At 42.9% G+C, this 24767-nt stretch carries 26 protein-coding genes; 9 read left to right on the forward strand and 17 right to left on the reverse strand.

The features are described from left to right. Positions 1 to 22 precede the first annotated feature (22 nt). Positions 23 to 1267 (forward strand): peptidoglycan DD-metalloendopeptidase family protein, encoded by a 1245-nt coding sequence (locus ACXAFJ_RS18075; protein WP_475325790.1) that lies wholly within the window; start codon positions 23 to 25, stop codon positions 1265 to 1267. Positions 1268 to 1271: 4 nt separating this feature from the next. Here the strand turns inward: ACXAFJ_RS18075 and ACXAFJ_RS18080 are convergent, their stop codons facing one another. Then, positions 1272 to 3104, reverse strand: coding sequence for a putative bifunctional diguanylate cyclase/phosphodiesterase (locus tag ACXAFJ_RS18080; RefSeq protein ID WP_475325355.1), 1833 nt, complete (start codon positions 3102 to 3104; stop codon positions 1272 to 1274). A 161-nt stretch (positions 3105 to 3265) separates the two neighbouring features. Next, positions 3266 to 4150, reverse strand: coding sequence for a LysR family transcriptional regulator (locus tag ACXAFJ_RS18085; RefSeq protein WP_475325356.1), 885 nt, complete (start codon positions 4148 to 4150; stop codon positions 3266 to 3268). A 79-nt stretch (positions 4151 to 4229) separates the two neighbouring features. Here ACXAFJ_RS18085 and ACXAFJ_RS18090 point away from each other — a divergent pair, with 79 nt between their 5' ends. Continuing rightward, on the forward strand, positions 4230 to 4580 hold the full coding sequence (locus tag ACXAFJ_RS18090) for a hypothetical protein (protein ID WP_475325358.1): 351 nt from the start codon (positions 4230 to 4232) through the stop codon (positions 4578 to 4580). A gap of 78 nt (positions 4581 to 4658) precedes the next feature. On the opposite strand, the gene ACXAFJ_RS18095 is transcribed toward ACXAFJ_RS18090, so the two are convergent. Both ACXAFJ_RS18095 and ACXAFJ_RS18100 read right to left on the reverse strand, forming a co-directional pair. Then, on the reverse strand, positions 4659 to 5261 hold the full coding sequence (locus ACXAFJ_RS18095) for a glutaredoxin family protein (RefSeq protein WP_475325359.1): 603 nt from the start codon (positions 5259 to 5261) through the stop codon (positions 4659 to 4661). Between the two features lie 24 nt (positions 5262 to 5285). Continuing rightward, positions 5286 to 6197, reverse strand: a complete 912-nt coding sequence (locus ACXAFJ_RS18100) for a DMT family transporter (RefSeq protein ID WP_475325360.1) — start codon at positions 6195 to 6197, stop codon at positions 5286 to 5288. Positions 6198 to 6451: 254 nt separating this feature from the next. Between ACXAFJ_RS18100 and ACXAFJ_RS18105 the strand changes: the two genes are divergently transcribed. Beyond that, positions 6452 to 7099, forward strand: a complete 648-nt coding sequence (locus ACXAFJ_RS18105; protein ID WP_475325361.1) for a fumarylacetoacetate hydrolase family protein — start codon at positions 6452 to 6454, stop codon at positions 7097 to 7099. Positions 7100 to 7139: 40 nt separating this feature from the next. Here the strand turns inward: ACXAFJ_RS18105 and ACXAFJ_RS18110 are convergent, their stop codons facing one another. The 5 genes from ACXAFJ_RS18110 to ACXAFJ_RS18130 form a co-directional block, all read right to left on the reverse strand. Continuing rightward, positions 7140 to 7448, reverse strand: a complete 309-nt coding sequence (locus ACXAFJ_RS18110) for an AzlD domain-containing protein (protein ID WP_475325363.1) — start codon at positions 7446 to 7448, stop codon at positions 7140 to 7142. After that, the gene (locus ACXAFJ_RS18115) at positions 7445 to 8137 is read right to left on the reverse strand and encodes an AzlC family ABC transporter permease (protein WP_475325364.1); all 693 of its coding nucleotides are present in this window, start codon (positions 8135 to 8137) and stop codon (positions 7445 to 7447) included. Before ACXAFJ_RS18115 ends, ACXAFJ_RS18110 begins: the two co-directional genes overlap by 4 nt. A gap of 27 nt (positions 8138 to 8164) precedes the next feature. Further along, positions 8165 to 8986 (reverse strand): helix-turn-helix transcriptional regulator, encoded by an 822-nt coding sequence (locus ACXAFJ_RS18120; protein ID WP_475325366.1) that lies wholly within the window; start codon positions 8984 to 8986, stop codon positions 8165 to 8167. Positions 8987 to 9096: 110 nt separating this feature from the next. Continuing rightward, positions 9097 to 9669: a hypothetical protein gene (locus ACXAFJ_RS18125; RefSeq protein WP_475325368.1), complete on the reverse strand. Its 573-nt coding sequence runs from the start codon at positions 9667 to 9669 to the stop codon at positions 9097 to 9099. A 136-nt stretch (positions 9670 to 9805) separates the two neighbouring features. After that, positions 9806 to 10018: a cold-shock protein gene (locus tag ACXAFJ_RS18130; RefSeq protein WP_475325369.1), complete on the reverse strand. Its 213-nt coding sequence runs from the start codon at positions 10016 to 10018 to the stop codon at positions 9806 to 9808. Positions 10019 to 10675: 657 nt separating this feature from the next. Here ACXAFJ_RS18130 and ACXAFJ_RS18135 point away from each other — a divergent pair. From ACXAFJ_RS18135 to ACXAFJ_RS18145, 3 genes are all read left to right on the forward strand, one after another. Next, positions 10676 to 11020, forward strand: coding sequence for an NADH:ubiquinone oxidoreductase (locus ACXAFJ_RS18135; protein WP_475325370.1), 345 nt, complete (start codon positions 10676 to 10678; stop codon positions 11018 to 11020). 234 nt (positions 11021 to 11254) lie between these two features. After that, positions 11255 to 11602 (forward strand): NADH:ubiquinone oxidoreductase, encoded by a 348-nt coding sequence (locus tag ACXAFJ_RS18140; protein WP_475325372.1) that lies wholly within the window; start codon positions 11255 to 11257, stop codon positions 11600 to 11602. A 275-nt stretch (positions 11603 to 11877) separates the two neighbouring features. Next, on the forward strand, positions 11878 to 13026 hold the full coding sequence (locus ACXAFJ_RS18145; protein ID WP_475325792.1) for a D-alanyl-D-alanine carboxypeptidase family protein: 1149 nt from the start codon (positions 11878 to 11880) through the stop codon (positions 13024 to 13026). Here ACXAFJ_RS18145 and ACXAFJ_RS18150 read toward each other — a convergent pair. The 5 genes from ACXAFJ_RS18150 to ACXAFJ_RS18170 form a co-directional block, all read right to left on the reverse strand. Further along, positions 13018 to 14610, reverse strand: a complete 1593-nt coding sequence (locus tag ACXAFJ_RS18150) for an EAL domain-containing protein (protein WP_475325373.1) — start codon at positions 14608 to 14610, stop codon at positions 13018 to 13020. The two genes, ACXAFJ_RS18145 and ACXAFJ_RS18150, sit on opposite strands and share 9 nt — an antisense overlap. A 170-nt stretch (positions 14611 to 14780) precedes the next feature. Continuing rightward, positions 14781 to 15428 (reverse strand): TetR/AcrR family transcriptional regulator, encoded by a 648-nt coding sequence (locus ACXAFJ_RS18155; protein WP_475325374.1) that lies wholly within the window; start codon positions 15426 to 15428, stop codon positions 14781 to 14783. 37 nt (positions 15429 to 15465) lie between these two features. Next, complete coding sequence (locus ACXAFJ_RS18160) at positions 15466 to 16563, reverse strand: mechanosensitive ion channel family protein (RefSeq protein WP_475325375.1); 1098 nt, start codon at positions 16561 to 16563, stop codon at positions 15466 to 15468. Positions 16564 to 16662: 99 nt separating this feature from the next. After that, on the reverse strand, positions 16663 to 17142 hold the full coding sequence (locus ACXAFJ_RS18165) for a DUF2850 domain-containing protein (RefSeq protein ID WP_475325376.1): 480 nt from the start codon (positions 17140 to 17142) through the stop codon (positions 16663 to 16665). 154 nt (positions 17143 to 17296) lie between these two features. After that, positions 17297 to 18145 (reverse strand): pirin family protein, encoded by an 849-nt coding sequence (locus tag ACXAFJ_RS18170; RefSeq protein ID WP_475325378.1) that lies wholly within the window; start codon positions 18143 to 18145, stop codon positions 17297 to 17299. Between the two features lie 273 nt (positions 18146 to 18418). On the opposite strand from ACXAFJ_RS18170, the gene ACXAFJ_RS18175 reads away from it, so the two are divergent. Further along, entirely contained in the window at positions 18419 to 18694 is a 276-nt protein-coding gene (locus tag ACXAFJ_RS18175) for a hypothetical protein (RefSeq protein WP_475325380.1), read from the forward strand. Here the strand turns inward: ACXAFJ_RS18175 and ACXAFJ_RS18180 are convergent. Together ACXAFJ_RS18180 and ACXAFJ_RS18185 are read right to left on the reverse strand one after the other, a co-directional pair. Next, positions 18675 to 19856 carry a GGDEF domain-containing protein gene (locus ACXAFJ_RS18180; protein ID WP_475325382.1) on the reverse strand — a complete coding sequence of 394 codons (1182 nt, stop codon included), beginning with the start codon at positions 19854 to 19856 and terminating at the stop codon, positions 18675 to 18677. The two genes, ACXAFJ_RS18175 and ACXAFJ_RS18180, sit on opposite strands and share 20 nt — an antisense overlap. A 177-nt stretch (positions 19857 to 20033) precedes the next feature. Continuing rightward, complete coding sequence (locus ACXAFJ_RS18185) at positions 20034 to 20654, reverse strand: alpha-ketoglutarate-dependent dioxygenase AlkB family protein (protein ID WP_475325383.1); 621 nt, start codon at positions 20652 to 20654, stop codon at positions 20034 to 20036. A 172-nt stretch (positions 20655 to 20826) separates the two neighbouring features. Between ACXAFJ_RS18185 and ACXAFJ_RS18190 the strand changes: the two genes are divergently transcribed. Further along, on the forward strand, positions 20827 to 22203 hold the full coding sequence (locus tag ACXAFJ_RS18190; protein ID WP_475325385.1) for a diguanylate cyclase: 1377 nt from the start codon (positions 20827 to 20829) through the stop codon (positions 22201 to 22203). Between the two features lie 312 nt (positions 22204 to 22515). Here ACXAFJ_RS18190 and ACXAFJ_RS18195 read toward each other — a convergent pair whose 3' ends face one another. Continuing rightward, the gene (locus ACXAFJ_RS18195; RefSeq protein WP_475325387.1) at positions 22516 to 24030 is read right to left on the reverse strand and encodes a DUF3612 domain-containing protein; all 1515 of its coding nucleotides are present in this window, start codon (positions 24028 to 24030) and stop codon (positions 22516 to 22518) included. A 152-nt stretch (positions 24031 to 24182) separates the two neighbouring features. Here ACXAFJ_RS18195 and ACXAFJ_RS18200 point away from each other — a divergent pair, with 152 nt between their 5' ends. Beyond that, positions 24183 to 24761 (forward strand): aldolase/citrate lyase/malate synthase family protein, encoded by a 579-nt coding sequence (locus ACXAFJ_RS18200; RefSeq protein WP_475325388.1) that lies wholly within the window; start codon positions 24183 to 24185, stop codon positions 24759 to 24761. Positions 24762 to 24767 lie beyond the last annotated feature (6 nt).

Here is a 24767-nt window from a genome sequence, read left to right on the forward strand (position 1 = left end):
AGGAAGTTGTTTGAAGGCGCTTATGCTTATCGCTCGTAAAATCATCACAGCATACTTAGCTCAACCAGCGCTTTTAGTCGCTTTATCTCTGCTAACTCTAATCAATGCTACGCTCGTACAAGCCAGTGAGAACAATGACAATATTCCGGTACTGGATATCCCGCCGAAATACGAATACGTCATTCAAAATGGTGACAACCTAGGCGCGATTTTTGAGCGATTAGGTTTTGGCTACAGTGAAATGCTGAACGTAATGGAGACCGATGTTGACTACCTAGCATTAGATACCTTGCAGCCTGGAGACACACTGCGTTTTTGGACATCAGAAAACGATGGTCGATTAAAACAGATGGAGCTGGAGTTTAGCATTGTCGATAAGGCAGTCTATACCTTGCTGCCAGAGGGTGGTTTTCAGTACACAGCGGTCGAGATTCCTGGTGAATGGAAAAATTATCCATTAGTTGGAGAAATCGAAGGTAGCTTTTCTCAGTCTGTTAGTCGGCAAGGACTTACCTCAAAAGACGTGGATCAAATTGTCAGCCTGTTAAATGGCAAGCTAAATTTTGCTCGTGATTTAAGAGCGGGTGACAAATTTGAAGTCGTTCAAGCTAGGCAATACGTACAAGGAACCTTGACAGGAAAGCGTGAAATTAAAGCAGTTAAGATTCATAACCGTGGCAAGCTTTACACGGCTTACCTGCATTCTGATGGACAGTACTACGACAAAGACGGCAATAGTCTGCAAAGAGCATTTCAGCGTAAACCCATCACGGGTAACTACCGTTTAACATCTGGCTTTAATCCTAAACGTCGTCATCCCGTCACTGGTCGAACTGCGCCCCATAATGGAACGGATTGGGCAACGCCAGTAGGCACTCCGATTGTTTCCACTGGCGATGGTGTGGTCGCTATGACACGCAAACATCCTTATGCTGGAAACTATGTGGTGATTGAACACGGCAACACCTACAAAACGCGATATCTGCATTTAAGTAAGATTCTTGTTCGTAAAGGTCAGAAAGTAAGCCGTGGGCAAAAAATTGGTTTGTCTGGAAGAAGCGGTCGGGTTACCGGTGCGCACATTCATTACGAGTTGATCATCAAAGGACGCGCAGTTAATGCGATGAAAGCCAATATACCAATGGCGAGCTCAGTTCCTAAATCTCAACTAGCTTCATTCAAAGCGAATCGCGATGAGCTTGATATCTTGCTGAGAACGCAAGAACTGCGTTGGGCTGCTCAATCTAACAATAAAGGAACAGGATAGCAGTTTAAGCAGAGCGTGAACCCAATGCGTCTTTACACTGCTCAATCAACTTTTCTGGAGATTCAGGGCGCGAGAAAAAGTAGCCCTGTATCTCATCGCAGCCTAAATTAGAGAGCTTTTCAAGCGCTTCGACGTCTTCAACCCCTTCCGCAACTAGGCGAACTTCTAATTGCTTGGCGAGTTGAATTATTAGCCAAACGACCTTTTCCGCTGTCTCGCTGGACAACATATTACGAATAAAAGTTGCGTCTATCTTGATACAGTCAATTGGGTAACTGTAGATGTAGTTTAGGCTCGAGTAGCCCGTTCCAAAATCATCTAGCGCTACTTTAAATCCCATAGAACGCAGTTTGCTCAGAATATATTTCACTTCGTTATTCTGAGTGAGTAACACTGTTTCTGTTAGCTCTAACGTGAACTCATTTGGGCTAAATTCGTATTTGCTGAGTGTCTTTTTAAGTGAACCTAAATACCGAGTTGAATCATTAAGCTCATGAGCAGAGCAGTTTATTGAGAGTTTGATCTTGTAACCTAATCCTCGCTCCATTCTCTGTTTGGCGATACATGCAAGCTCGAAAATTTTCTCACCCAAGTCGACAATCAGGCCAGATTGCTCAGCAGCTTCGATAAACTCTACCGGTGAGATACAACCTAACAACTGGCTATTCCATCTAGCTAAGACTTCGAAGGATTCCCATCGTTGCTCACGACGATTAACAATGGGTTGCAACAACACGTAAACTTCTAAATCATCAATATTCGCTTTCTCTAGCTCGACTCTTAGTGCATCAATGACCATGGTCCGTCGATAATACTGAGCGCTTAGATTGGTATCGTAGTTTTGAATGTTACGATTTTTTGTCTGTTTACAATCTTTTAGAGCAAGGCTGGCGTGCAGCATCAGTTGGTCTGAAGTCACTTTGACGTCTGAGCGTTGAGCAAGTCCCATACTCGCCGATATGCTAATGGTGTAGTTGGTATCGGTATAACCTTCTTTTAGCCTTTGGATAATGCCGCGACAAACGGAACCAGAGTCTGTTTCCCTAGTAATGAAGGCAAATTCATCTCCTGAGATTCGAAATGTCATTTGCTCTTCTGGGACTGAATTGGCAATGGTTTGAGCAACAAATTTTATCACCTGATCACCCATGTAGTTTCCGTATAGATCATTGATTGATTTAAAGTTATCAATATCTAAATACACAAGAGTGAAGCTGTCGTCAGTGGTTTCAGTTATGGTCTCCAATTTGTCAGCCAAAAAACTACGATTCATTAGCCCTGTCAGGTTATCGTGTGATACCTCGTAGCTTAGTTGATTAACAAGACTGTCTGATCGCGCCGCTAACCAGCGGGCGCGCAGCGTATGCACAGATACATTGGCGAGTGTTGCATGTAAGCCGCAAATAAGGTCTTTTTGGTATGGCTCCTGTTCGTATAAGGATACCAGCGCTCCGATCACTTCATTTTTGCTATTGCGCAAAGGCATTCCGACTAAGCAATTGGCTTCGATTTGGCGCAACCAATGGTTGGTAGGGTATTCGTCAAGTAGGTCCTGTTTAACCACGCATTTCTGCTCAACACCACTTAGAACAAGTCGAGATATGGCGCTTACATCAAATTGTCTAAACTCTGCGTCAATGTTAGGCGAAAACGCTTGGGCTAACGTGTTGACTTGTCCTTGAAACTTATCAAGCTCTAGAACACAGCTGAACAGACTGGATGTTTTGGTTTGTAACGAAGTAATCAATTGTTTTTGAAGTTCAATGCCCTCCAAAAGTAACAATTGTTCAAGTTCTTCAGCAGTAAATGATTCGATCTTAGACCGACTTGTCACCATAGCCACTACCTATCGAAAGTTATAATCGAGCTTTGTTATTAGTATATGCACCCAATTACTATGGTATACGGTGTGTAGTTTTTCAAACTTGATGGATTGATGTTTTGGTAAGATTAAGTCGGTTGAACGAATGGTCTCAATATTGAGATTTTATTGTGTCATTACTCGTTAGCGTCCGCTAAACGTTTTTTGAGATAGTCCATAAAAAGCTTGGCGCGTGTGTTGGTGTACGCCAGTTTGGGGTAATAGGCATAGATGGTTTTTTCGTTGGCTGAGTACTGGTTGAGAATTCGTATCAACGAACCATCATTGACATCGTGTTTTGTCATAAACTCATGTGCCAACAAAATCCCTGCGCCTCGTTTAGCAGCATGAAATAGTGCTTCACTATTAGAGCTCATTAACTTGCCTTGAAGTGTAATTCGATCACCGTTCATTAGCTTTAAATCCGTTTGAGTTTGCTCTGTCCAAACCAAGAGATCATGATCATCCAGCTGATCAAGACTTTCCGGCACGCCTTTGCGTTGTATGTAACTTGGTGATGCATAAAAACCAACTTGGCTGTGAAAGAGTGGCGTGCCAATGAAACTCAAACTATTCAAGTTATCAATCTCTCTAGTGATATACAGATCCAAACTTAATTCGGGCATTTCTCCAGGCGTTGTCGTGATTAGCATGACCCGAATTTCTGGATACTCGATAAAAAAGCCTTCCAAGTAATCCATTAGAAAGCGTGAACCAACTACAGAGGTAGCTCCAATCTTAAGCACCCCCGCTGGCGATTGGTTAACAGAGCGCGTTTCGTCAAAAACCGATTGCCAGTTATCGAGCTGCTGCTTGGCTCGGTCATAGAAAACGGACCCTGCCTCCGTTTGTGTCACTGAACGAGTAGTCCGTTTGAGTAATTGCACGCCTAGGTGACTTTCTAGTCCTTGAACCTGCTTGGTTAAGGCTGAGCTGGTGGTATTCATGCGCCGAGCGGCGCCCGAAAAGCTTCCTTCATCGACCACTCTTAAATAGGTTTTTATACTGCGAAAAAGATCCATGTAGACACCGATAGCAAATGATAAGCAAAGCGAGTTTGGAATTGATACACTAGCGCTTTCGAAATTGCGGAACGAGAAAATGCAACAAAACGAGTTCGAAACATTAGTTAAAGCACTATGCCAGACTGAAAACTTAAAAGAAATGCTCGCTTACCTTAAGCAGCAGGAAAATGAAGAGATTGCTGAGGTGGCGGAATCTTTAACTGGGCAGTTTGCGCTGGCTGAAGTTGAAGGAGCACAGCGTATTTACCATGTCACGACCGATACAAATGAAGCGGGAGAACAAGAAGAATTTGTTGAGCAAGTCATGACGGTTTCAGATGACACCATTGTTGCAGTTGCTTGGTTCTTCGATGCCTTTTTCGAAATAAAGCGTAAAGACACCTATCAAGCAGCTGGAAAAACCTATCGTCAGCCTAAAAGGTCTTAATTACTACACGGAATCAGCTATAAACAAGTCTCGCTAGAATAGTATCCAGTTATTCTAGCGAGAATAATCTAATTGATACTACGACAAATTGACCACGTTATCTTTGTTTACAGAGGCCGGGTTTTCTTCAATCCAAGCTTCCAATTTGTCGAACCCACCTATGTACTCGCCATCTAACCAAATCTGAGGAACGGTCACAGGGGTTTTCTCGCCAATAATGGCTTTTACTTCCGGAATCATACGGTACAAAGCTGCAGCGTCTTTGACTACATCAAAGTACTGATAGGAAATCCCAGCAGCCTCTAGCTTGGCTTTTGCCTTGACGCAGAAAGGGCAAGTCGCTTTCCCGTAGACGATGTTGCCTTGCATAGGTTCTTTGCCAACCCAGTTTTTAATTATGGATTGAACCAACACACCGCGATTTAGCGCTTCACCTTGGCTGACAACTTCACCTTCAACAAGGACAATCGGAGCGTGCCATGCGCCTTTTACTAGTGGTTCCCACCAGTGAGAAAGCCAATCTTTTACTTCAAGTTCTACTGGGATACCGTTGAGCTCGTTTTCAAAGGTATCTGCCAAAATATCTTTAGTTAGGGTACATTCTCCACAAGGGATTTTAACGCTAAATGGTCCCCAAGCTCCGCCCCATCGATACAAAGTGACTTTAATTGGCTTTGTCATACATTTTACTCGTTTGTTACTTTATTAATTGGAACCTTGTAATCCGGTTTTCATTTCAACTCTCGCTTTTTTATTTTCCCAGTGGGTAATAAAAGCAACAGACAAAATGATTATAGCGGCTCCTAACCAGAGCCTTCCAGGTGGAACCCAACTAAATACTAACCAGCCTGCGAGTACGTTCATTGGCAATTTGGCATGGTCAAACGGCTGAACAAACGAGGCATCAGCACTGGAATAGGCCTTAACAATGGCCCACTGCGCGAGTGCAGTGAAAGCGCCGGCAGTAATTAGGCTAAACCAAAGCAGCCAAGAGTCTGGAAGTTGCCATTCTGGGATTGCCAAAAATAGATTAAACGGAGTGAGTAACACCAGCAGATAGACAACCATAGTTGCTGGTGAATCTTGAGAAGATAGGCGCTTGACCATTAGTGAATAGCAGGCCCAAAAAAACGCGGCACCGACGGGTAATAAGCTGGCCCATACAAAGTCTTCGGACCAAGGTTGTAGAATGATCATTGCACCAATAAAACCGGCGACGGTTGCCGACCATCTAGCCCAACCAACAGTTTCTTTCAAAAATAACCCTGAGCCCAATGTTGCGAACAGCGGTGATGTCATCAACAATGCAATACCTTGCCATATGGGAACTGGGTAGGCTAAGGCCCAAAGCCACAATTGAATACCAATGACGGCAAGAAAAACTCGAAAGATGTGCAATGGCAAATGGTCAGTTCGCAGAGATTGAGAGATGCCCAGTGACTTTAAAAAGGGCAAGATAACGATGAGGGCGACAAAATACTGGATGAGCGCCACCATCGTCGATGGCAAGCCTAGTTTAATACTCGCAATTTGCGACAAACTGTTGACCACGGCAAAAGCAAATCCTGCGAGCAACATCCAAGAGGCGCCTTTGAGCGGTTGATGTTGGTTTTTCATCGTATGATCCCTATACGAGTTACTAGTTAGTATCGATTTCAATATTCAAACCCAAGTCCTTTTAATAATTAAGACGTTTTAAGCTTTTAGTTGGCGTTGACGGGTTTGAAAATTGGGGCAACTATACACGGCGTTGAACTCTCATATCAAATTATTTGCATTGGTGTAGTGTGATGTCTTTGAAAAAGATCGAGTTAAGGTTCACGTTGTTAACTAGTCAGATTAGGAATATCTGAATTTTTCTAATACATTTCATGCGGTTAATACATCGACAAGGAAAGCTGATGCCCAGTGTAAAATTCGAAAGTAGAACCGTTCAGCCCAGTAAGATTCTGTGTGTTGGGCGGAATTATGTCGAACATATTGAGGAATTAGGTAATGCTATCCCCACTGAAATGGTGGTGTTCAACAAACCGAATTCTTCCATTTCTAATAACCTCAAAGCGGTGGATGGAGAAAGGCTACATTACGAGGCAGAAATTTGTTTTCTGGTTGAAAAAGGCCAATTTGTCGGCGTTGGGTTTGGGCTGGATCTAACCAAACGAGAAACACAGAGTCGCCTAAAGGCTAAGGGTTTACCTTGGGAGCGAGCAAAAGCCTTTGACGGTTCTGCCGTGTTCAGTCGTTTTGTTCCGATTACCGATTTGGAAATAAGCCAGTTAGAAGTTGAGTTGTATATTAATTGCGTGCGAGTGCAAAAAGGCTCAACTTCTCAAATGTTGTATCCACCATTAACCATACTGGACGAGCTAAAAACCTATACGGCACTTTGTGACGGTGACGTCATTATGACTGGTACACCCAAAGGTGTTGGAGAGGTCCATGCGGGCGACGTATTCTTAGGTCGAATCAAACTAGGCGATACCATTTTGTTGGAGAGTGAATGGGTGGCCAAGGCTTAACTTTGGACTCGCCGTTGAATGTGTACCCCCTGTTTAATAGTTACATGTAGTGGTGTAGAAATAAAAAGATCGCCATGCTGACTATCGTGGTGAGCAACACGTTCTTGGTCGCTTTTGCCAAAACAACCGCAAACCCGGCGGCGATTAAAAACGGGTTAGTGAAACTGACATCCAATTGGTTTTCTGGCATGAACACAATCGGTGCCCAAATTGCTGTTAACACGGCCGGGCTCGAAAAAGTCAAAAATTGACGAAGCTTTGGGCTGACCGAAAACGGTAATTTTGGTTCTAAGAAAAGGTATCGGCTTAAAAACACGATGCTCGTCATCAATAAAATCGTTGTTATCATACTCTGCGCCCTCTATTTACAAGACTGTCGGATAGGTAACCACTAATCATGGCGATCAAACTGGCGATAATTAGTGATCCCGAAACCTGATAGAAGCTCAATAGGACCGATGACACTAGTGCCACGACGACACAGACTAAAACGGGCGTGGTTTTAATATTCGGTATTACAATAGCAATAAACGTAGCGGCAACGGCGAATTCAAGGCCTAGTTCATGTATCCAGGGGAATTGACTCCCAGCGATAATGCCGATGACCGTTGCTATATTCCACACCAAATAGAAGCTTAAGCCGGAGCCTAATGCATACCAGCGATCAAATCGTTCTGGCGATTGATTCCCACACACTGCAAAAAGCTCATCGGTGAGCAAAAACCCAAGGGCTACTCGCCAGCGTAAGGGCAAGTGCTTGATTTTGTCGCGCATCGTCATACTGTATAAAAAATGTCGGGCCGTAATAAAAAACGTGGCGAGCAAAATCGAACTAATGCCAGCGCCCGCTTTAATCATCCCTGACGCAACCAACTGAATAGCCCCTGCGAAGACGACCGCAGACATGGCTTGGCTTTCTAATACTGTCATCCCCGCTTCTAAAGCAAATGAACCTGCGAGAACCCCCCACGGTATTACGGCAATGCTAAGGGGGATAGTAGCCACGCAACCGCGGCCAAATTTGTTGATTCGACTCATATTTAATATCTATCTGGGAAAACTGACTTACTGTGTTACGGATGTGGCGTATTGTTTCGGGGTGACTCCGAGTGTTTGTTTGAAGTGACGATGAAAATGGCTTTGGTCGTGGAACCCACAAGTATGCGCAGTATGAATAATGGAGTGACCCTCTCGCAGCAAACATTTTGCTTTACGGATTCTAGACTGTATTTGAAACTTATGCGGTGGTAAGCCGAAGGCTTTTTGAAAGGCTCTCACTAAATAGCTACTGCTCAAACCAACTAGTGTTGACAGTTCACTGAGTGATACGTCAGCTTCTGGAAAATCTTGTAAAAAATCCCTCACAATCATCAACTGAGACTGGCATTTAAGCGTGTGTTCTTGTGGTGGTCTTTTTCTAGCGTGCCGGACAATGAGTATTCGTAAACATTCATACAACAAACTTTCCCGTTCCAAACGGTTACTGGAGCTTTTCATCGTGCTAAACATGTGAGCCAACCGTCGGGCCAATACTTGGTCATGAATGACGGGTTGATCAAAATACGGTACCCAGCTTTGTGAAGGCCCAAATATTTCCTCACTGATGAGTTTAAAGTGTGTTTCAAGTGGGTACATCGCTTGATAAGACCAACCATCTTGTGTGGCGGCTCGACCATTATGAACGTCGTCAGCGTTGACTAGGATGATACTGTGTGTCGGTGCAACATGATTGCCACCTGAACGGTAGAATTTTTGTGCACCGGATGAGATTAGCCCAACTGTGTACCCTTCGTGGCTGTGCTTGGAAAAGTTTGTATGGGTGTATGAGGCATCAAGCAACTCGAGACCTGGTAGTTCGTGGGAAACTGAATACTGTGCACATTCCATGTGAACTCTGTCCTTTACTCAATGTATCGTGGTTGTGTGACAAGACGATACCAAACCAATCAAAACCTGTTTTGTACAAAATTGATATCGAGGTTTAAAAGCGGGAGAGATTATCTACCGTTCATCCATCTACCGAGTTTACTTAGCAGGCTAAGTTTGTTCGAAGGTCTAGCACTAGTGTTTACTGCATAGTCTCGTCCCAAGTAATAGCTTTCTAGAAATTCTCGTCTTTGCAATTCTTGTGTATTGTCGCCAGAGCAGGGGAGTGCTTCAAGCGTTTGGATGGCATAGTCGTTGGCTAAGCTGTAATCCATTTCCATTAAGCCTTGGAAGTAAAGCCAAAGGTGCGTAACCAAGATCAAACTGGATTCACTAGTTTCAACAAATTTGCTGGCGTGGGTTGAGCCGAGTGTTTCATCCATTATCTCGCGTAATGATTCTGTTGTTGCTTTATTTGCTTCGATATTTGAAAACAATTGCAAGTGACTGTGAGTAAGCAAACCGAGCAATACATCGTTAGGTTGGCGACCTTGCTCAAGCTTAACCATATATTTAGAGTTGTTTTCTTCAATCCATTGTTCAAATTGCACGCGGAATTTTGATACAGGTTTTAGCCGGAGAACACCTAGATTAGCGAGAGTTTCTGATATTGAAGCTTGGGAGAAAGAAGAAGAGTTTGTCATGGAACGTTCGCGTCAAACAGTATTAGGACTACACTAGCGAATATTTGGTCTGACTGCATCCGTTGATTCGAATGATGGGAATTCTTGAATAAAAAAGAGCCAGACAGGCTGGCTCTGATTGAGTCGTATAAGAGAACTAAGCGCGTACACGAATATTTTGAGCTTGTGGTCCTTTATCACCTTGAGTGATTTGAAACTCTACCGCTTGCCCTTCGGCTAAAGTGCGGAAACCATCACCTTGAATTGCGCTAAAGTGGGCGAATACATCTGGGCCACTCTCACGTGTGATGAAACCAAAGCCTTTGGTTTCGTTAAACCACTTTACTGTTCCTGTTACTGTCTCTGACATGGAAAACTCCTAAATTACAAACGCCGTTATTGGCACGGATAGCGTGGAAAAGTAGATTGCTACTGCGTACATACGGTGTGGAGTGCCAAGAGTGACCGAACCAAGCGTAGGTAAAAACATAGAATCATTTTCGAGCTAGATTCAGTCTAGAACTCACTGGTTATAAGTCAACCAAATTTGCTCCTTACATAGTGATTTGTAAGTATTTTATTTAGATTTTATGCACTTTATACCGTTTTAATAAATTAAGTCGCAAGTTTCATATTGGCGACACAATGAAAGCAACAAGAAAAATACAAAATAGGTCGATGTTGCGTTAGGTCTTATCTGTTGTTGGGTAACGTGGTCGATAATGAAATTCTATATGCATCTAGTGGATTTTCAATATAAACCCGATGGAATAATATCAGCGTGAAATAAACTAAAGTACTAATTTAGGTATTAAAAAATAGTAAAAATAAACTAACTTTCATTCTGAAATCTAACACTTTGATTGAGCGAATAATCGACTGAAAAATTGACTTAACTACATGTGGTAGGTTCAAAAAAACAAGCCCCAAAATGCTATTAATTTGCTTGAAAAATAACCAGCTCATCAGCACAATGCCCACGCTTTCAAAGAGAGAGTGAATTAATTAACTATCAATGAGGTTTTATATGAAGTTTTTAGCTATTGTGTTTATCGCGTTTGGTTTGGCTATCGCTAGTGTTGATCACTTAAATTCTTATTTATACGGATTGGTAGTTGCGGTATTCGCGGTAGGTAGCTGTTTCGCCATAGCGTCTCGTTCAATAAAATTGCCAGAATTGTCTGCTGTTCTTTTTGTTAGTGCTGTCGTGGCCAAATTGGCTATTGCGTCTGTGGGCGTAGTTTGGGGATTGTCTAACGAAACCATTGGTTCACCTGTTGTATTCTCAATGTCGTACCTATTGTTCTCTGTTGCTATCGTTTTAGCGTGGCGTTCAGTTCGCAAGCAACAAGAGCGTTTATCCCTCGCTTAATCATCTCTTTTCAATTACCGCTTAGTTCGTGATTTCTCATTCGAATAGGCGGTAACTGTTCCCATAAAATATCGGTTCACTAGCCTTTTGTTAACATATTGTTTCAGTGTGTGATTCCGATATTTCAAGGTGTAATAAAGTGTGTCTATCGCTTGATATTTAACCGCTTTAATTCAAAATGTTTCCATAAATAGCACATCCATCGAACGGAATCGTTTCTATCTTGGAGTACTTATGAAACTGTTCTTGATCTTAATGTTGAGCTTGTCTGCCGGTTATGCGGCTGCTGATCACATTCAATCTTTTGTTCTTGGTTTAAGTATCGCCAGTGCTGCGGTCGCCGGTTGTTACTGGGTGGCATTCCGCTCAGACCGATTCCCAGAATTTATGTTGGCATTATTGTTTTGCGGATTGCTGGTTAAGGTTGTAATCGCCGCTCTTGGTTTGTTGATTGCTTCATCGGCACAGTTAATTGGCTCTCCATTTGTGTTTGCAATGTCTTACCTCTACTTTTCTATTATCGCGAGTTTACTGTTCTACACACGACGTAACGCTAAGCGAAGAGCCCAACCTAGTGCTTAATCTATAATGCCACGGCACTGAGCAAGATACTCGAACGTTTAATTATCTTGCTCAAATCTAATCTCAAAGAAATCTCTTGAACTCGCTTCAAATCTCACAAGCCAGACATAAATAGTAAGAAACCGTTTCACTGCGATGATTTGCATCGGAGAGTCGATATACTCAGTACCTCTTAATCAAATTATTAGTGTTTAGATCGTTCGAACAAATAGAGCGAGTCTTCTTTTCAGAGTGCTTACAAGGTGGTTTAGGTGAAAAACACTTCTCGTTTAGCGATGTCAATGAGTTTAATTGGTTCGGCTATAATTTCCTTCCCTATGATGGCGATGCCAGTTGCCATCCCAAACCCTCCAGAGCTTAATTCGAAAGGTTATGTGCTAATTGATTACCACTCTGGAGAAGTGTTGGTTGAAAAAAATGCTCATGGGCGATTAAACCCAGCCAGTTTGACTAAATTGATGACAGCATATGCAGCTGGTATGGAAATAAGATCGGGCTCTGCTTCATTGGATGATGTAGTAGTGATCAGCGAAAATGCGTGGGCGAAAAAGTTTCCAGATTCTTCAAAAATGTTTATTGAGGTTGGTAAAGAAGTCGCGCTTTCTGATTTGTATCGTGGCTTGATCATACAGTCTGGAAATGATGCCAGTGTGGCTATTGCGGAGCATATCGCTGGCTCAGTAGATGGTTTTGTCGGTGTAATGAATTCTTGGGCAACCCAGCTTGAACTCAAAAACACCTCGTTTTCCAATCCTCATGGCCTAGATAGTGAGGCGCTATATTCGACACCTTATGACATAGGAATGTTGGGACGAGCGATTATCCGAGACTTGCCTGACATCTACCCTATGTATCAAGAACGTTCATTTACCTACAACGGTATTACTCAGTACAACCGCAATGGGTTGTTACGCGACCCAATGCTAAATGTTGATGGTATGAAAACCGGCTACACCAAAGGGGCGGGCTACAGCTTAGCGACATCTGCAACTGAAGGAAAAATGAGATTAATTGCGGTTGTTATGGGCGCAAAGAGCATTCAAGCTCGTGAATCTCAAAGCAAGCAGTTACTCAGTTATGGTTTTCGCTTTTACGAAACCTTGAACCCTCATACCAAAGAGCAGTCAGTGACACAGGCTCGAATTTGGATGGGGAATGAAGATACTCTCGACATCGGTGTAAATGAAACGGTTTATTTAAGTGTGTTGAAATCGCAAGCGGATAAGGTCGAAGCCGAGCTAGTTTTGGGCTCAAATCTTGAAGCGCCCATTCTACAAGGTGACAAAATGGGTCAAGTCAATTATCTGCTTGATGGTGAGGTGATTCATTCGGCCGATTTGGTCGCATTACACGATGTTGAGCAGGGGAGTTGGTTTAAACGAGTTACTGATTGGGTGACCCGCTGGTTTAGTAATCTATTCTAGAGCTTTTATCCATTGAGGTGTCATTTGCTTGGATTGCTGTGACATCTCAATGAGACAAGACGCTTTTATTGGCTTTGAATAGTAGTAGCCTTGGATATAGTGCACACCAAGACGTTTAAGAGCGTCTAATTGGGCCGTGGTTTCAACACCTTCAGCAATCACTTCCATATCCAGCTCTTTGCCTAAGCGGATCATTGAAGCCAAAACAGGCTCAATTTCTTGTCTTGAATCTAAGGTGTTGACGAAAATTTTATCTATTTTCATCACGTTAAAAGGGTGCGTACGAATGAACTGCAGACCCGAGTAACCAGTCCCAAAATCGTCGACAGCAAGTCTAAAGCCCAGCATGGTGAGTTCATCAAGTGCGATCTGAATTTCATCAGTAGTATGGTCGCCGAACTCCATATTCTCGGTAATCTCGAGCATGAGATTGGGAATCAAGTAAGCATGAGTTGCAGCGTATTGGGTCAAAAAGCGTCGAAAGGATAGGTCCAGAATAAGGGTTCGACTGATATTGACGCTGAAGTAGACACCTTGTAACTCGTTCCTGTGTCGATACATAAAGCTTGCGACCGACTCCATCGTTTTTTCAGTGATCCGGCCAATTACACCAATTCGTTCAGCAAGTGGGATAAACACATCGGGAGAAATACTGCCCAGCTTTGGGTGTTGCCATCGCGCCAATGCCTCAGCCCCAACTAATTTGTTTGAACGAGAATCGACAATCGGCTGGAAAATCAGATCAATTTCATTGCGGTTGATAGCGTGACTGAGAGAATATTCAACAGAGCGTTTTGATAGCAGTTGAAATCGAATCAGTAGATACAAAGAAACCGCTAAAGCAATGTAAAGCAAAGTGCTAAGCAAGCTGTTGTATACGGCCTGAATAAAGGCCAACTTTTGTGTTTGAACTTCTAGATTTATCGGGAATTCGGAAGAGAAAAATCGAGCAGGTTCGTTTAAAAGTGACTCGTAACTATGTGTTTCGGCGACAGAGTGACGGTCGATAAATAGGTTGTACGAGAATAAATCACTTTGGACGTTGGCAAATACGCGAGAAGTAATTTGTTTAGGTGGAATATAGGCGCTAATACTACGCTGAGCATCAATAGCAACTGAGACCACGATCAATTGCTGTGCGAAGTTGGAGTCCACTACACGAATATGAGTACGAACTCCATTTTCGCCAACTAAAGGAACGCTCGCTTGTTTTGGTAACGTACTGAGTGCTCGGCTACTTGAGCATACCGTAACGCCATTTCTGCTTAGCACCACTTCTTTGACCAGTGGAGAGTCAAATACATAGCGCATCATTAGGTTTTCAGAACGAATAGAGCATCGTTCATCGATTTGACTGTAGAGAGTAGTAAGTTCATCAGCAACGTTTTGGAACTTCTTTTCCAGCAAAATGACCGCGTCGTGACCAATGTTCTTGGCGTTACTGGTGACAGAATAAAAATTGTGAACCAGACACGCCATACCAACCAAAATAGACACAATTAGTATAGGAAGCGCTTTGGGCAAGCTTTTGAATGTGGGTATGGCAAGTTCACGATTAAACACTTGCTGATGAGGAAATTGCATGCAACCAATAGATGGTAAAACTCAGTGCGTATGACTATATCGTATGTATTCCCCGGTGCCATGTTGTTATTCGAATAACCTAGGTGACTTCTCATAAATGAGAACGCGAATAGCCATTAGTAGAATATGGAATAAAGTTCATGAGGTTATGGCGTATATCGTCCAGTGGTTTAATCTGATTTGAAGCGAGCTAAAAACGTAGAGACTGCAAGACTTAAGGTTTGATCAACGACATCCGCACTAGCAATTGGATGATGTGCTAGCATTTGAGGCCAAAATACGCAGGCCTTAATCGAACCAATATATTGCTCAACGGCCATGGGTACGTTGTCTATATTGAGGTTTCCTTTCGAATTTTGTTTTTCGACCCAACTTCGAATCGAGCAGTTGTCATCTATCTGTGCCAATTTGGTCATAAAAATTTGCGCAGTGTTTGGGCAACGAACGCTTTCTGAAATGACCATCCGAGCAAGAGCGTGAAAGTCTTGGTTATTCAAATAACACAACTGTTGTTGAGTGATTGCTTTAAGTTGCTGTTCGAGCGAAGTTGAAGTGTTGACGTAAGATTGGTCTGCTTCATCAAATCTGCAGAGTAACTTATCCACGATTACGGTAAACAAAACATCTTTACTTGGGTAATATTTGTAAAGTGTACGCTTAGATACCTCAGCGCTCTTCGCAATTTGCTCCATACTTGCTTGTTGGTAGCCGGAATCAGAAAAAACGCGAATAGCAGCATTGACGATATCATCTTGTTTAAGTTCACTTCTTTTCAATCCACAGGTTCCCCAATCCGTCTCAACCCAGTAAGTATACACAAGTGTTTACTTAGCTTACCACTGCTTCCGAGTTTGCTTAGTGATCTTGTAAGTCATTAGCTTGACCAAGTGGTGGGCCATCTATGTGGAGAGTTTGAGTTGGGAATGCGACATCTGCACCTTGCTTATGAATGATCTCAAGAATTTTCATTAGCACGTCTTGTTTAACATCGTGAAAGCGTACCCAGTTAACCGTTTTGGTAAAGGTGTACACCATAATGTCCAGGCTAGAAGGACCAAACGCATTTAAATTGACGATCAATGTCTGTTTTGAATCAATATCCGGGTGGTTGCGTAACATGGCTTCAACTTCAGAAACTATGGTACTCAGCGAGGCGCTGTCCTCGTAACGAATACCTATGGTTTCGTAGATTCTTCGGTTCTGCATACGTGAAGGATTTTCTACGATGATATTGTTAAAAATAGAATTGGGAATATACAAAGGACGTTTGTCGAACGTGCGAATGACTGTCATACGCCAACCAATTCTTTCGACAGTTCCTTCGATGTTTCTGTCAGGTGAACGCACCCAATCTCCGACTTTAAAAGGGCGTTCAAAGTAGATCATCACCCCACCAAAAAAGTTAGACAGCAAGTCTTTCGCAGCAAAACCAACAACAAGACCACCAACACCACCAAACGTTAGCAAGCCAGAAAGGCTGAGTCCAAAAGCCTGCATGATGGTTAAAGCGGCAACAACAACGAAAAACAATTTGGCGACTTTCGCGACAGCTTGAACGGCGGTTTCATCACGTTTTTTCTGAGCAAGAATGTGTGACTCAGCGTAATTGATAAGTCTTAAGACTGACCAGACTACTGTGGTGGAGAGCAGAACTAACTCAAGTCTTTCCATCCAATCAATTTGCTTAGAAAAGTGATTTTCCAAAATATAGTCGAGACCAATCATTGCTGGCCAACACCAAATGAGCACACTAACGGGCGTGCTCACCGCGCGTACGACGATATCATCCCAACCTAGTTTTGTTTTCGCGGCTAATTGTGCCAAGCGGCCACATACAACACGCCATATCAACCAAGCGACTAAAGAACCTAGCAGGACAAAAAGAATATTTCGATTCCAGTCAACTAAGAGTGTTTGCGTATTTTGTAAAATGCTCTGTAACCAGCTTTCCATGAAGACCTTTTTTTGCTGAGGGAAGAGGGTTTTGAAAGAGTGTCTGTGATGTAAGATTACGATTCAACAAACGTCGCTTTTTTTGCTTGGTAGATCGAATTAGTCTTCGTTGAAATGCTCTGCTAGCGCAGCTCTACGGTTTTTCGCCGCGCCACCGCCTTCTAAGTTCACAGTATCTTCGTAACCCGATTTAACAAAGCGTTGGGTTGGGCTGTTAGGGACAATACGTTTTAGTTGCGGCGAATCGAACGTACCTGACAGTTCATAAACAGACTCGCCTTTGCCAGTTTGAACGTAAACGCGCTCACCATCAAACCTAAACTGAGTGGCGATCAGCCGGCTGTTTTTGTGGACGCCGTTCTCTGACAGAACTAATCTCTCACGGTTGTATCCGGGCGCACCGACTTCAATCCAAGTGCCATAAGCATTTTTAGGGTGGACATAATCCTGATAACTTACGTAAAAAATGTATGAAAAAACGCCAGCTAACGTTAATAGAACTAAGTAAAAGAAAGGTTTTGCCCAAGAAAAACGCGTAGCAGAGTTTGCAGGATTGGCCGTTGATTTAGACTTGCTCATACTACTTCTCTAGTCTCTCTTCACCTAGGTTGAGTCTGGCCACACACTAGCAACCAGCAGAACGCGATTCAACCTAAGTGTAGTCTTGCAATCAACCTATTACTATTCACGGAAGAAAGATCAAGCTTTTCATAATCTAACAAGGCTTCAAACATCAATAGTTGTGAAAAACACCATTGTTGTAATCCTCGATAGCCTGCTCAATTTCTTGTACTGAGTTCATCACAAATGGGCCGTAATGGACAACGGGCTCGTTTATCGCGTTACCTGCAAAGAAAAGAGCACCAGACGATTTATTTGCAGTCAATGTCAGAATGTCTAAGTCATTAAGAAGCGCAAAGTGGCCTTGTTCAATATTCTCATCACCAACTTGAATTTGCCCGGCATAGACAAACATCGATACGTTTAGTCCTGACAGATGGCTGATTTCAATTACATTGTTAGCGTTGGGTTGCCAGTCTGCAACAGTGATAGGGGTGCTGGTTTGCTGAAGAGGCCCCAATAAAACATTTTCGTTAGCGTAAAGTTTACCTGCAATTACGCGGATCTTACCTATATCAGGTGTTGAATGCTCTGTGATAGATTCCGATTGAAAGTCCTGGTACTGAGAAGGTCTCATCTTGTGCTCAGCAAACTGATTGATCCAAATTTGAAACCCATGCAACTGGCCTTGATCCATCATTGGCATTTCACTGTGAATGACTCCACGTCCCGCAGCCATCCATTGTGCTCCACCAGAGTGAAGTTCACCTACATTTCCCATTTGATCCTTATGCTGAAAGTGACCTTCAAGCATATAGGTGAGTGTTTCGATACCCCGATGTGGATGAGGAGGAAAGCCGCCAACATAATCCTTCTCATCGTTGGAGTTTAATTCATCAACCATCAATATTGGCGATGCATCGTTAGAATCAAATAGCGCGACTCGGCGTATCTTTACACCATCTCCATCTGATGTGGGTGCGGCTTTGATTACGCGATTAATCATATTTGTTTGAGACATACAAACTCACTCGCTATTTTCACAATGATTAGGACATCCTAGTACGAACGGCACTATTGAGTAGAGTTAAAATTTGAGAGAGTTGTTCGAAAAATCTGATGGTTTGTTTCTCGAAAAAATATGTAAATTTCAACTGCTCATGAGGGCGTAGTTTATTCGTGTCATTTATCAATTGTTGCAATTTCGCACAGTCTGCTTAGTGAGTTAGCACTATAATTATCAGTATGTCATACGTGACTGGTTGATTTTATCTTCAACTGAGGAGGTACGATTATGGCAGTTGTACCAAAGCAGCAGAAGGGCAAGGGATATGATCCTTCACAAGATTTAACCGCTGACCAAATTCATCGGTTTGGCAAGGCGGCAAACACTGCTATGGCCAGAAGAAAGAGACTGGAACAAGATACCAGTGTGTTTGGAGCGGCGCGTCGAGCGGCCTTCAAACCCGTCGTTACGCCTAAGAAGGACAAGCCAAATACCACTCGGTACGCAATTTGGCTAATTGTTGTTATGGCTGTGAGTTTATGGGCTATGTATATGAGCCGCTAGGAACACGTTTGATCGGAGTGACGTTTTTTAGGCTTTGCTCGTTTTCCAAATTATCTCTGGCACCCAGGATCGGCTTTTCATTGTAAAAACAATAGCGCCCTTTACCACTGTGTTTAGCGTTGTACATTGCTTTATCAGCACATCGGGTCAGTTCTTCTAGTGTGTCAGCATCTTTTTTGAAAATGGCTAAACCAGCGCTGAGGCTAAGTTGGTTGATCCTTTCCGAACCTTGATAACTATCTGCAAACAAACGACAAATCCGCCGCATAATCGAGTTCAAATCTTCTTTTGAACTGACACCGTAAAGCAGGAGAACGAACTCGTCACCCGCAAATCGAGCAATGGAATAGTCTTCCTGGTTGGTATCTCTGTCTTTGTTTCTTAAGTTGTTCTTCAATCGGTTGGCAAAGTGTTTCAGTACCATATCGCCGACTTCATGCCCGTACGTATCATTTATCGTTTTAAAGTCATCAATATCTAAAAATACTAAGGCTGTCAGTGAATTTTCGTTTCGCAAAGTTTCTAGTTTTTGTTTTGCCCAGTTTTCAAAGCTCCAACGATTCGCGAGTCCTGTAAGTTGATCTCGATAGGCCAGATCTTGAATACCTTCCTTATACAGAGATTGTAAGTAGTCGGTAATCTTGCCGAAATAATAACAAGAAAAATTGGCCAGCAAACACATAGCAAAAAGACTCACTAAAAAGCGGTCAGCAGCGATGGATTCGTGGAGTGGGATGACTTGGGTAACAACCGTGGCAAGCGTGACGAGTAAGCAGAAGCCGCCACTTAATAAGGCTGCATACTTAAACTCATTGATAAAAATGACTGCGGCTAAAATTGGATACAACCATAAAACCCGATCGGGAACGGTTTCCACATACAATAACATCACCACGGCTTGGAACAGTAAAACACCACTAATGGTTAAGTCTGAAATAGGGCAGCTTTTGTGTTTGTACAGTCGGTACAAATTCCAACATAGGATAACGCAACATAAAAGATTTAGGACGCCGAATTCCAGTTCACCGGTACTGATGTGGATAAACCCGTAGAAGAACAAAATAAGCAAAGACACAACTGAACAGGCAGAAACAATTTTCACTTTCCTGTTTGCTTGAATCTTGGCCATCTCTTCAAGATTATTACCGACCAACCCAGACATTGACGTTTTCCGAACTCTTTTATTTATGGTTACTAAGATTAGTTCATATTGAAGTGAGTTAAACCAAATTAATGAATAATGATGTGATTTATCTCACTATTTATTGCTAAAGGCCGCAATGTCGAACTAAAAGCTGTGGACGGAAGACTCTTGGCTATTATTTGATTAGAGTGCTGATTAACGCACTGTTCGAAAAGTCAAATTAATTCTTTCGTTGAGGTGTCGTTTAGTTTTATGGATCGCGTGTTTCCAATTCGTCTGAAAGTTACCAGCCATGACCAAGAGTGATCCGTGGGTCAAATCGATGTCGAATTTGTCATCGCCTGAAAGGTGCCGACAGCTAAACTTACGAGTGGACCCGAAGCTCAGCGAAGCAATAATCGGATTGGGTCCTAATTCGGGTTCATTATCTTGATGGTAACCCATGGAATCTTGTCCATTTCGATACAGGTTGGCGAGAACAGAATTAAAATTGATGTTGAGCGCGTTTTTAAGCCGTTGGTTTATGAGCTCTAAACAGGGTGTCATGGGATCTGGTTGTAACGTGAGACCCGAATAGCGATACGATTTACTACCATACCAAGCCGTTAATCTGGGTTGCATTACATTTCGACCAAATAGCGTTATAGCTTCATGTTTCCAGGCGAGGCTTTCCTTCAATTGATACTGAATTTCAGTCGCTTGAGCTTGTTCGAAAAAGCTCGGGTACCAAATCAGTTTGCCGCCGTTTAGCTCAATTTTATTTGCATCCTGTACCGCACCCTGTGTTGCATCAGAGTCGAAAAGTGATATCTGCATGTTATCTACAAACCTATTAGTAAGAATGCGAAAACCCTAAATAGCGAGTATACTTTGAACTATGTCCATCAGATCAAACCGATTATGATGATTGTCACGAGAATTTTAAATGGAACTCTGAATCTTAGCCAAATCTCAGCAGTAAGTGGCGGAAGATAATTGGGGAGAAGGAATGCTTGTTGAATCGGGTAGAAAATGGTCACTGAGGCTGTTGGTATCCGCTGTCATCATACTACTGGTGTTTTTGATTGAGCTGATGGATAGAAGTCAGAAAGACTTTCTGCGGGATAGTTTGCAGTCTGAAACTCGTGACGAGCTTTCTATTATCCGAGCTCAGCTAGAATCAACAATCCTTTCTGACATATTTGTGGTCAGCAGCTTATCCACTTTGGTACCCATTCAAAGCGAGTTGGACAATGAGCTTTGGAATCAACTGGCACGACGCACCATTCGAAAAAGTCGCCACGTTGAAATCGTGGCACTCGCACCCGATGATATTATTCGATATATCTACCCGGTCACGGGCAATGAACGTGCACTTGGCTTAGATTATCGAACCGTTCCGGAGCAGTTGCAGTCGATAAACCGGGCTAGAGAGCTCAAGCAGATATTCATCTCTGGCCCTGTAAACTTAGTCCAAGGTGGTCGTGCTCTTCTGGTCCGTATTCCTATCTTTTCCGATGCCCCAGCCAACACCCAATACTGGGGCGTATGTACCGTTGCCATTAATATTGAATCTTTGTTCGTTGATATCGGTTTAGAGCGCTTTAAGTTCAAATACGAAGTTGCGATTCGTGGACGCGATAGTACGGGGCTAAAGGGAGAAGTTTTCTACGGCAAAGCCAGTACTTTTGACAATGCTTTTGCTACCGAATTGGTTCACTTTCCTCACGGTGGCTGGCAAATCGCGGTTGCGGAGAAAACCGACTTACTAGAGCAAGTTCCATGGTATCGCGCGGATTTAGTCAGAATATTGGGGTATTTGATTCTTGCCATTTTACTTGCGTCACTTATGACGATTTACCGACTCTATAGTCTTGCTAACGAGCGCGCTTTGCATGATGAGCTTACGGAATTGCCGAATCGTCGATATTTCATGTTTACTGTGAATCGCTTCTTTAGCAGTGCTCAAAAAAGTATGGGTAAGCAGAGCTTTGCAATTATGAATTTGGATCTCGATAAGTTCAAACAAGTGAACGACAATTACGGCCACGAAGCAGGAGATAAGGTTCTGGTCGCAGTTGCTGACCGCGTAAGAGGGGTACTACGAGATTCAGATGTCATCGCGAGGATTGGCGGCGACGAGTTTTTAATTTTGCTACCCCGAGTGTCAAATGCAAACCAATTAGAATCGATTACCATAAAGCTCGAAAAAGCCATTTGTAACAACCCGATTATTTACAAAAGCCACCTTATCGATATTCGAGTCAGCATTGGTTATGCCATGTACAAAAGTGAACTGACAGATGTCGACGAGATGATACGAATCGCCGATCAAAGAATGTACAACGACAAAAAGTCTCGAAATCAACTGCGCTTCTCGCTCTAACTTAGTATTTTTGCAAGTTGCAAATTTATAGCGATTTGCAAACCAAGTATGCATTCAGTTTGCTATTTTTTGACCTGTGATCGTACAGGTTGTTGAAATACCGTGCGATAAAAGTTGGCATGCCTAATGCATTATCTAAAGTGACCCTTATTAAGCCGAGGGTCACCTAGCCAACTGACGTTGTTAGTGAACCCTTTTTTTGTTCACAATTAATACGGCCAATCACGGATTGTGATTGGCCTTTTTTATTGCTCAAAGATTTTTAGTGATTAGGGTTTCTATGACATATAAAGTCTATTGGCTCTCCAAAAACTACTGATTCAAACTGTAGCAACTCGGTTGTCTTGGGCAGACTGAACCCCGAGAGCAGATCAGTCTGGCATCAGTGTCTATACCTCGTTCAATCCAGCGGATATTTAGGATTTTGGCGATGGCCAACAACTCTTTTTGAATGTTTTTGGGAATAGCGGTTTCTCCGCCGTTTTGAATTGCATTTTGTTTTAGCTCATTTGCAATCTCTAGCGCATTTCCACCTTGTGCATCAATTGCCGGATTGAGATCAATACCAGCGCATAGCACGCGGTTGTTTCCAGCAGGATCGGTGACATTCACCGATTCGCAGCAGTAGATGCGCGTTTCGTCGCCAACGTTCAACATAGATATTTGCGCTGAACTTCCATCTTTGGGCTGACTAAGTCGTCGAAATACAGCCCAATGCTGACAAGGATCTTCAACTTGGCGCATGTTGCCCCAGGGAAGTGGTATACCGTTTCCGCGGTAGACTGCTTTCAATTTGCTCTGTCCGTAAGCATCAAAATAGTGCCAGTGTGGATATGGTGAGACAACCGTCATACGGCGCATCGCGACCGAAGGTGACACCCCAGCTTTAGAATGTGAGGAGATCTCATAACCATTACGATCGAGCAGCTGTCGAAATGGGACTTTCGGGCACAATAGCGCGCCAGCGAAAAAGCTCGATTCGAAGTCACGCCATGCCTGTAATATATCTTGCGAATTGAGCTCGGTATTCTGGTTGTGGTATTCCGATTGTTCCCAACTGTTGGAGTGACCAACGGAAAGAACGCTTTTTAAGCCGTCTTTGCTGTGCAGTAAGCAATGACCTATGTAGACCGCGAGATCATACTTCAGCCTAGTAGGCGTTTCTCTAAGCTTTTCATTGAGATAAATAATGCCAGGAGGTTCAAAAAAAGACGTCACTAACTGTTTAGCAGAGACACCAAGTTCGTCTTTAACTTCAATTGGCGTGCGTTTTATCCACTTAGTGGTTAATCCCAAACTTCTCGCAATGGAAAGTAGTTCATCGACGGATAAATTTAACTGTTTTTTGCCGACCTCTTCTGCCGCTCTTTCTAAATCAGGGAAATGATTTTGATGGTTTTCTTGGTGCGCGCGAATCAGTAGGTGAGCGAACTGTTTACCGGTAATTCCAGTTTGGGACAACATTTCTGGAATCGCAATTTGTAATATTTCATTGGAAAACAGGAAGCTAGGCTCCAGCGCCATACCTTTTATCCCGCCTCTATTGCCTTTTACCGGTGTAATTTCGGCATGCTCTGGTTCATCGTCTAAAAACCATTTAGGTTCTTTTTGAAATACTTCGGCAATGACTTCCAGCATTTGAACACTTGGCACTCGTTTTCCGCGTTCAATCATGGATAGGTATGATACAGACGGCGCATATTCTGGGCTGACACGAATACAGCGTGTAGATAAGTCTTCCATTGTTAGGTTGTTCTTTTTCCTCAAATTTCGGATTTTTGTCCCGAGGAAGTGCGATTGCCTAACCAAACTTTTTGACATTGCCATTTTGTAAAATTCACACTGTAAAATTTTTGTTGTGAAATTGTAGTCAATGATTGACTAGTCTATCTAGTAAGCAAGTTCACAAAATGTACAAAAATTAGTCGCCGCATCGTAGAGCTTGCAGATTACGATGCAGCAGAATCAAGGATAGACATATGAATATGCAGACTTTCTCAACAGGTGAATTGACTGGTAAAGACGCGAAATACATTGCTCAGGCGGTAAAAGAAGTGGAAGACAATTGCTCGGTCAAAGGGGAAGCGACGCAATGCAAAGCCAAACTTATGTTAGACAAGCTGTTTCCTTTGGAGCACGGCTCTCATCAAGACGTAGTGAGTTACTTGGTCGATCTTCGACACTTTGTCGCTTATTTTGCTGATGGCAGCCACAGCGGATTGCAATACCCACAACATTTTGTCGCTTTTACCGGAGAGCGAGATGATCCTAACTCCATCTTGTTAAAAGACGCGTCGGGCTCGCATCTAGAAATTGTATTTGGGGCCCATAAAGGCACAGGGAATTTGGAACAAGTAGAAATAGTCGAGTTACAGCTTGAAACAGTGACCACATTCGAGATTGGGCTGGAAGAGGACACCAAGACCGGAATGCGTCATTGGATCAGTTTGGTCAATGGAGACCAAAACGGGCATCCGTTAGCCTGTTCGGAATCTCGCGAATTTACCGCTAAAAATGGTGATGAGTATTTGTTGGAGTCAATGTTTTCACCTAAGTAGCTAAAA

Source organism: Vibrio sp. ABH4_348 (assembly GCF_056159765.1).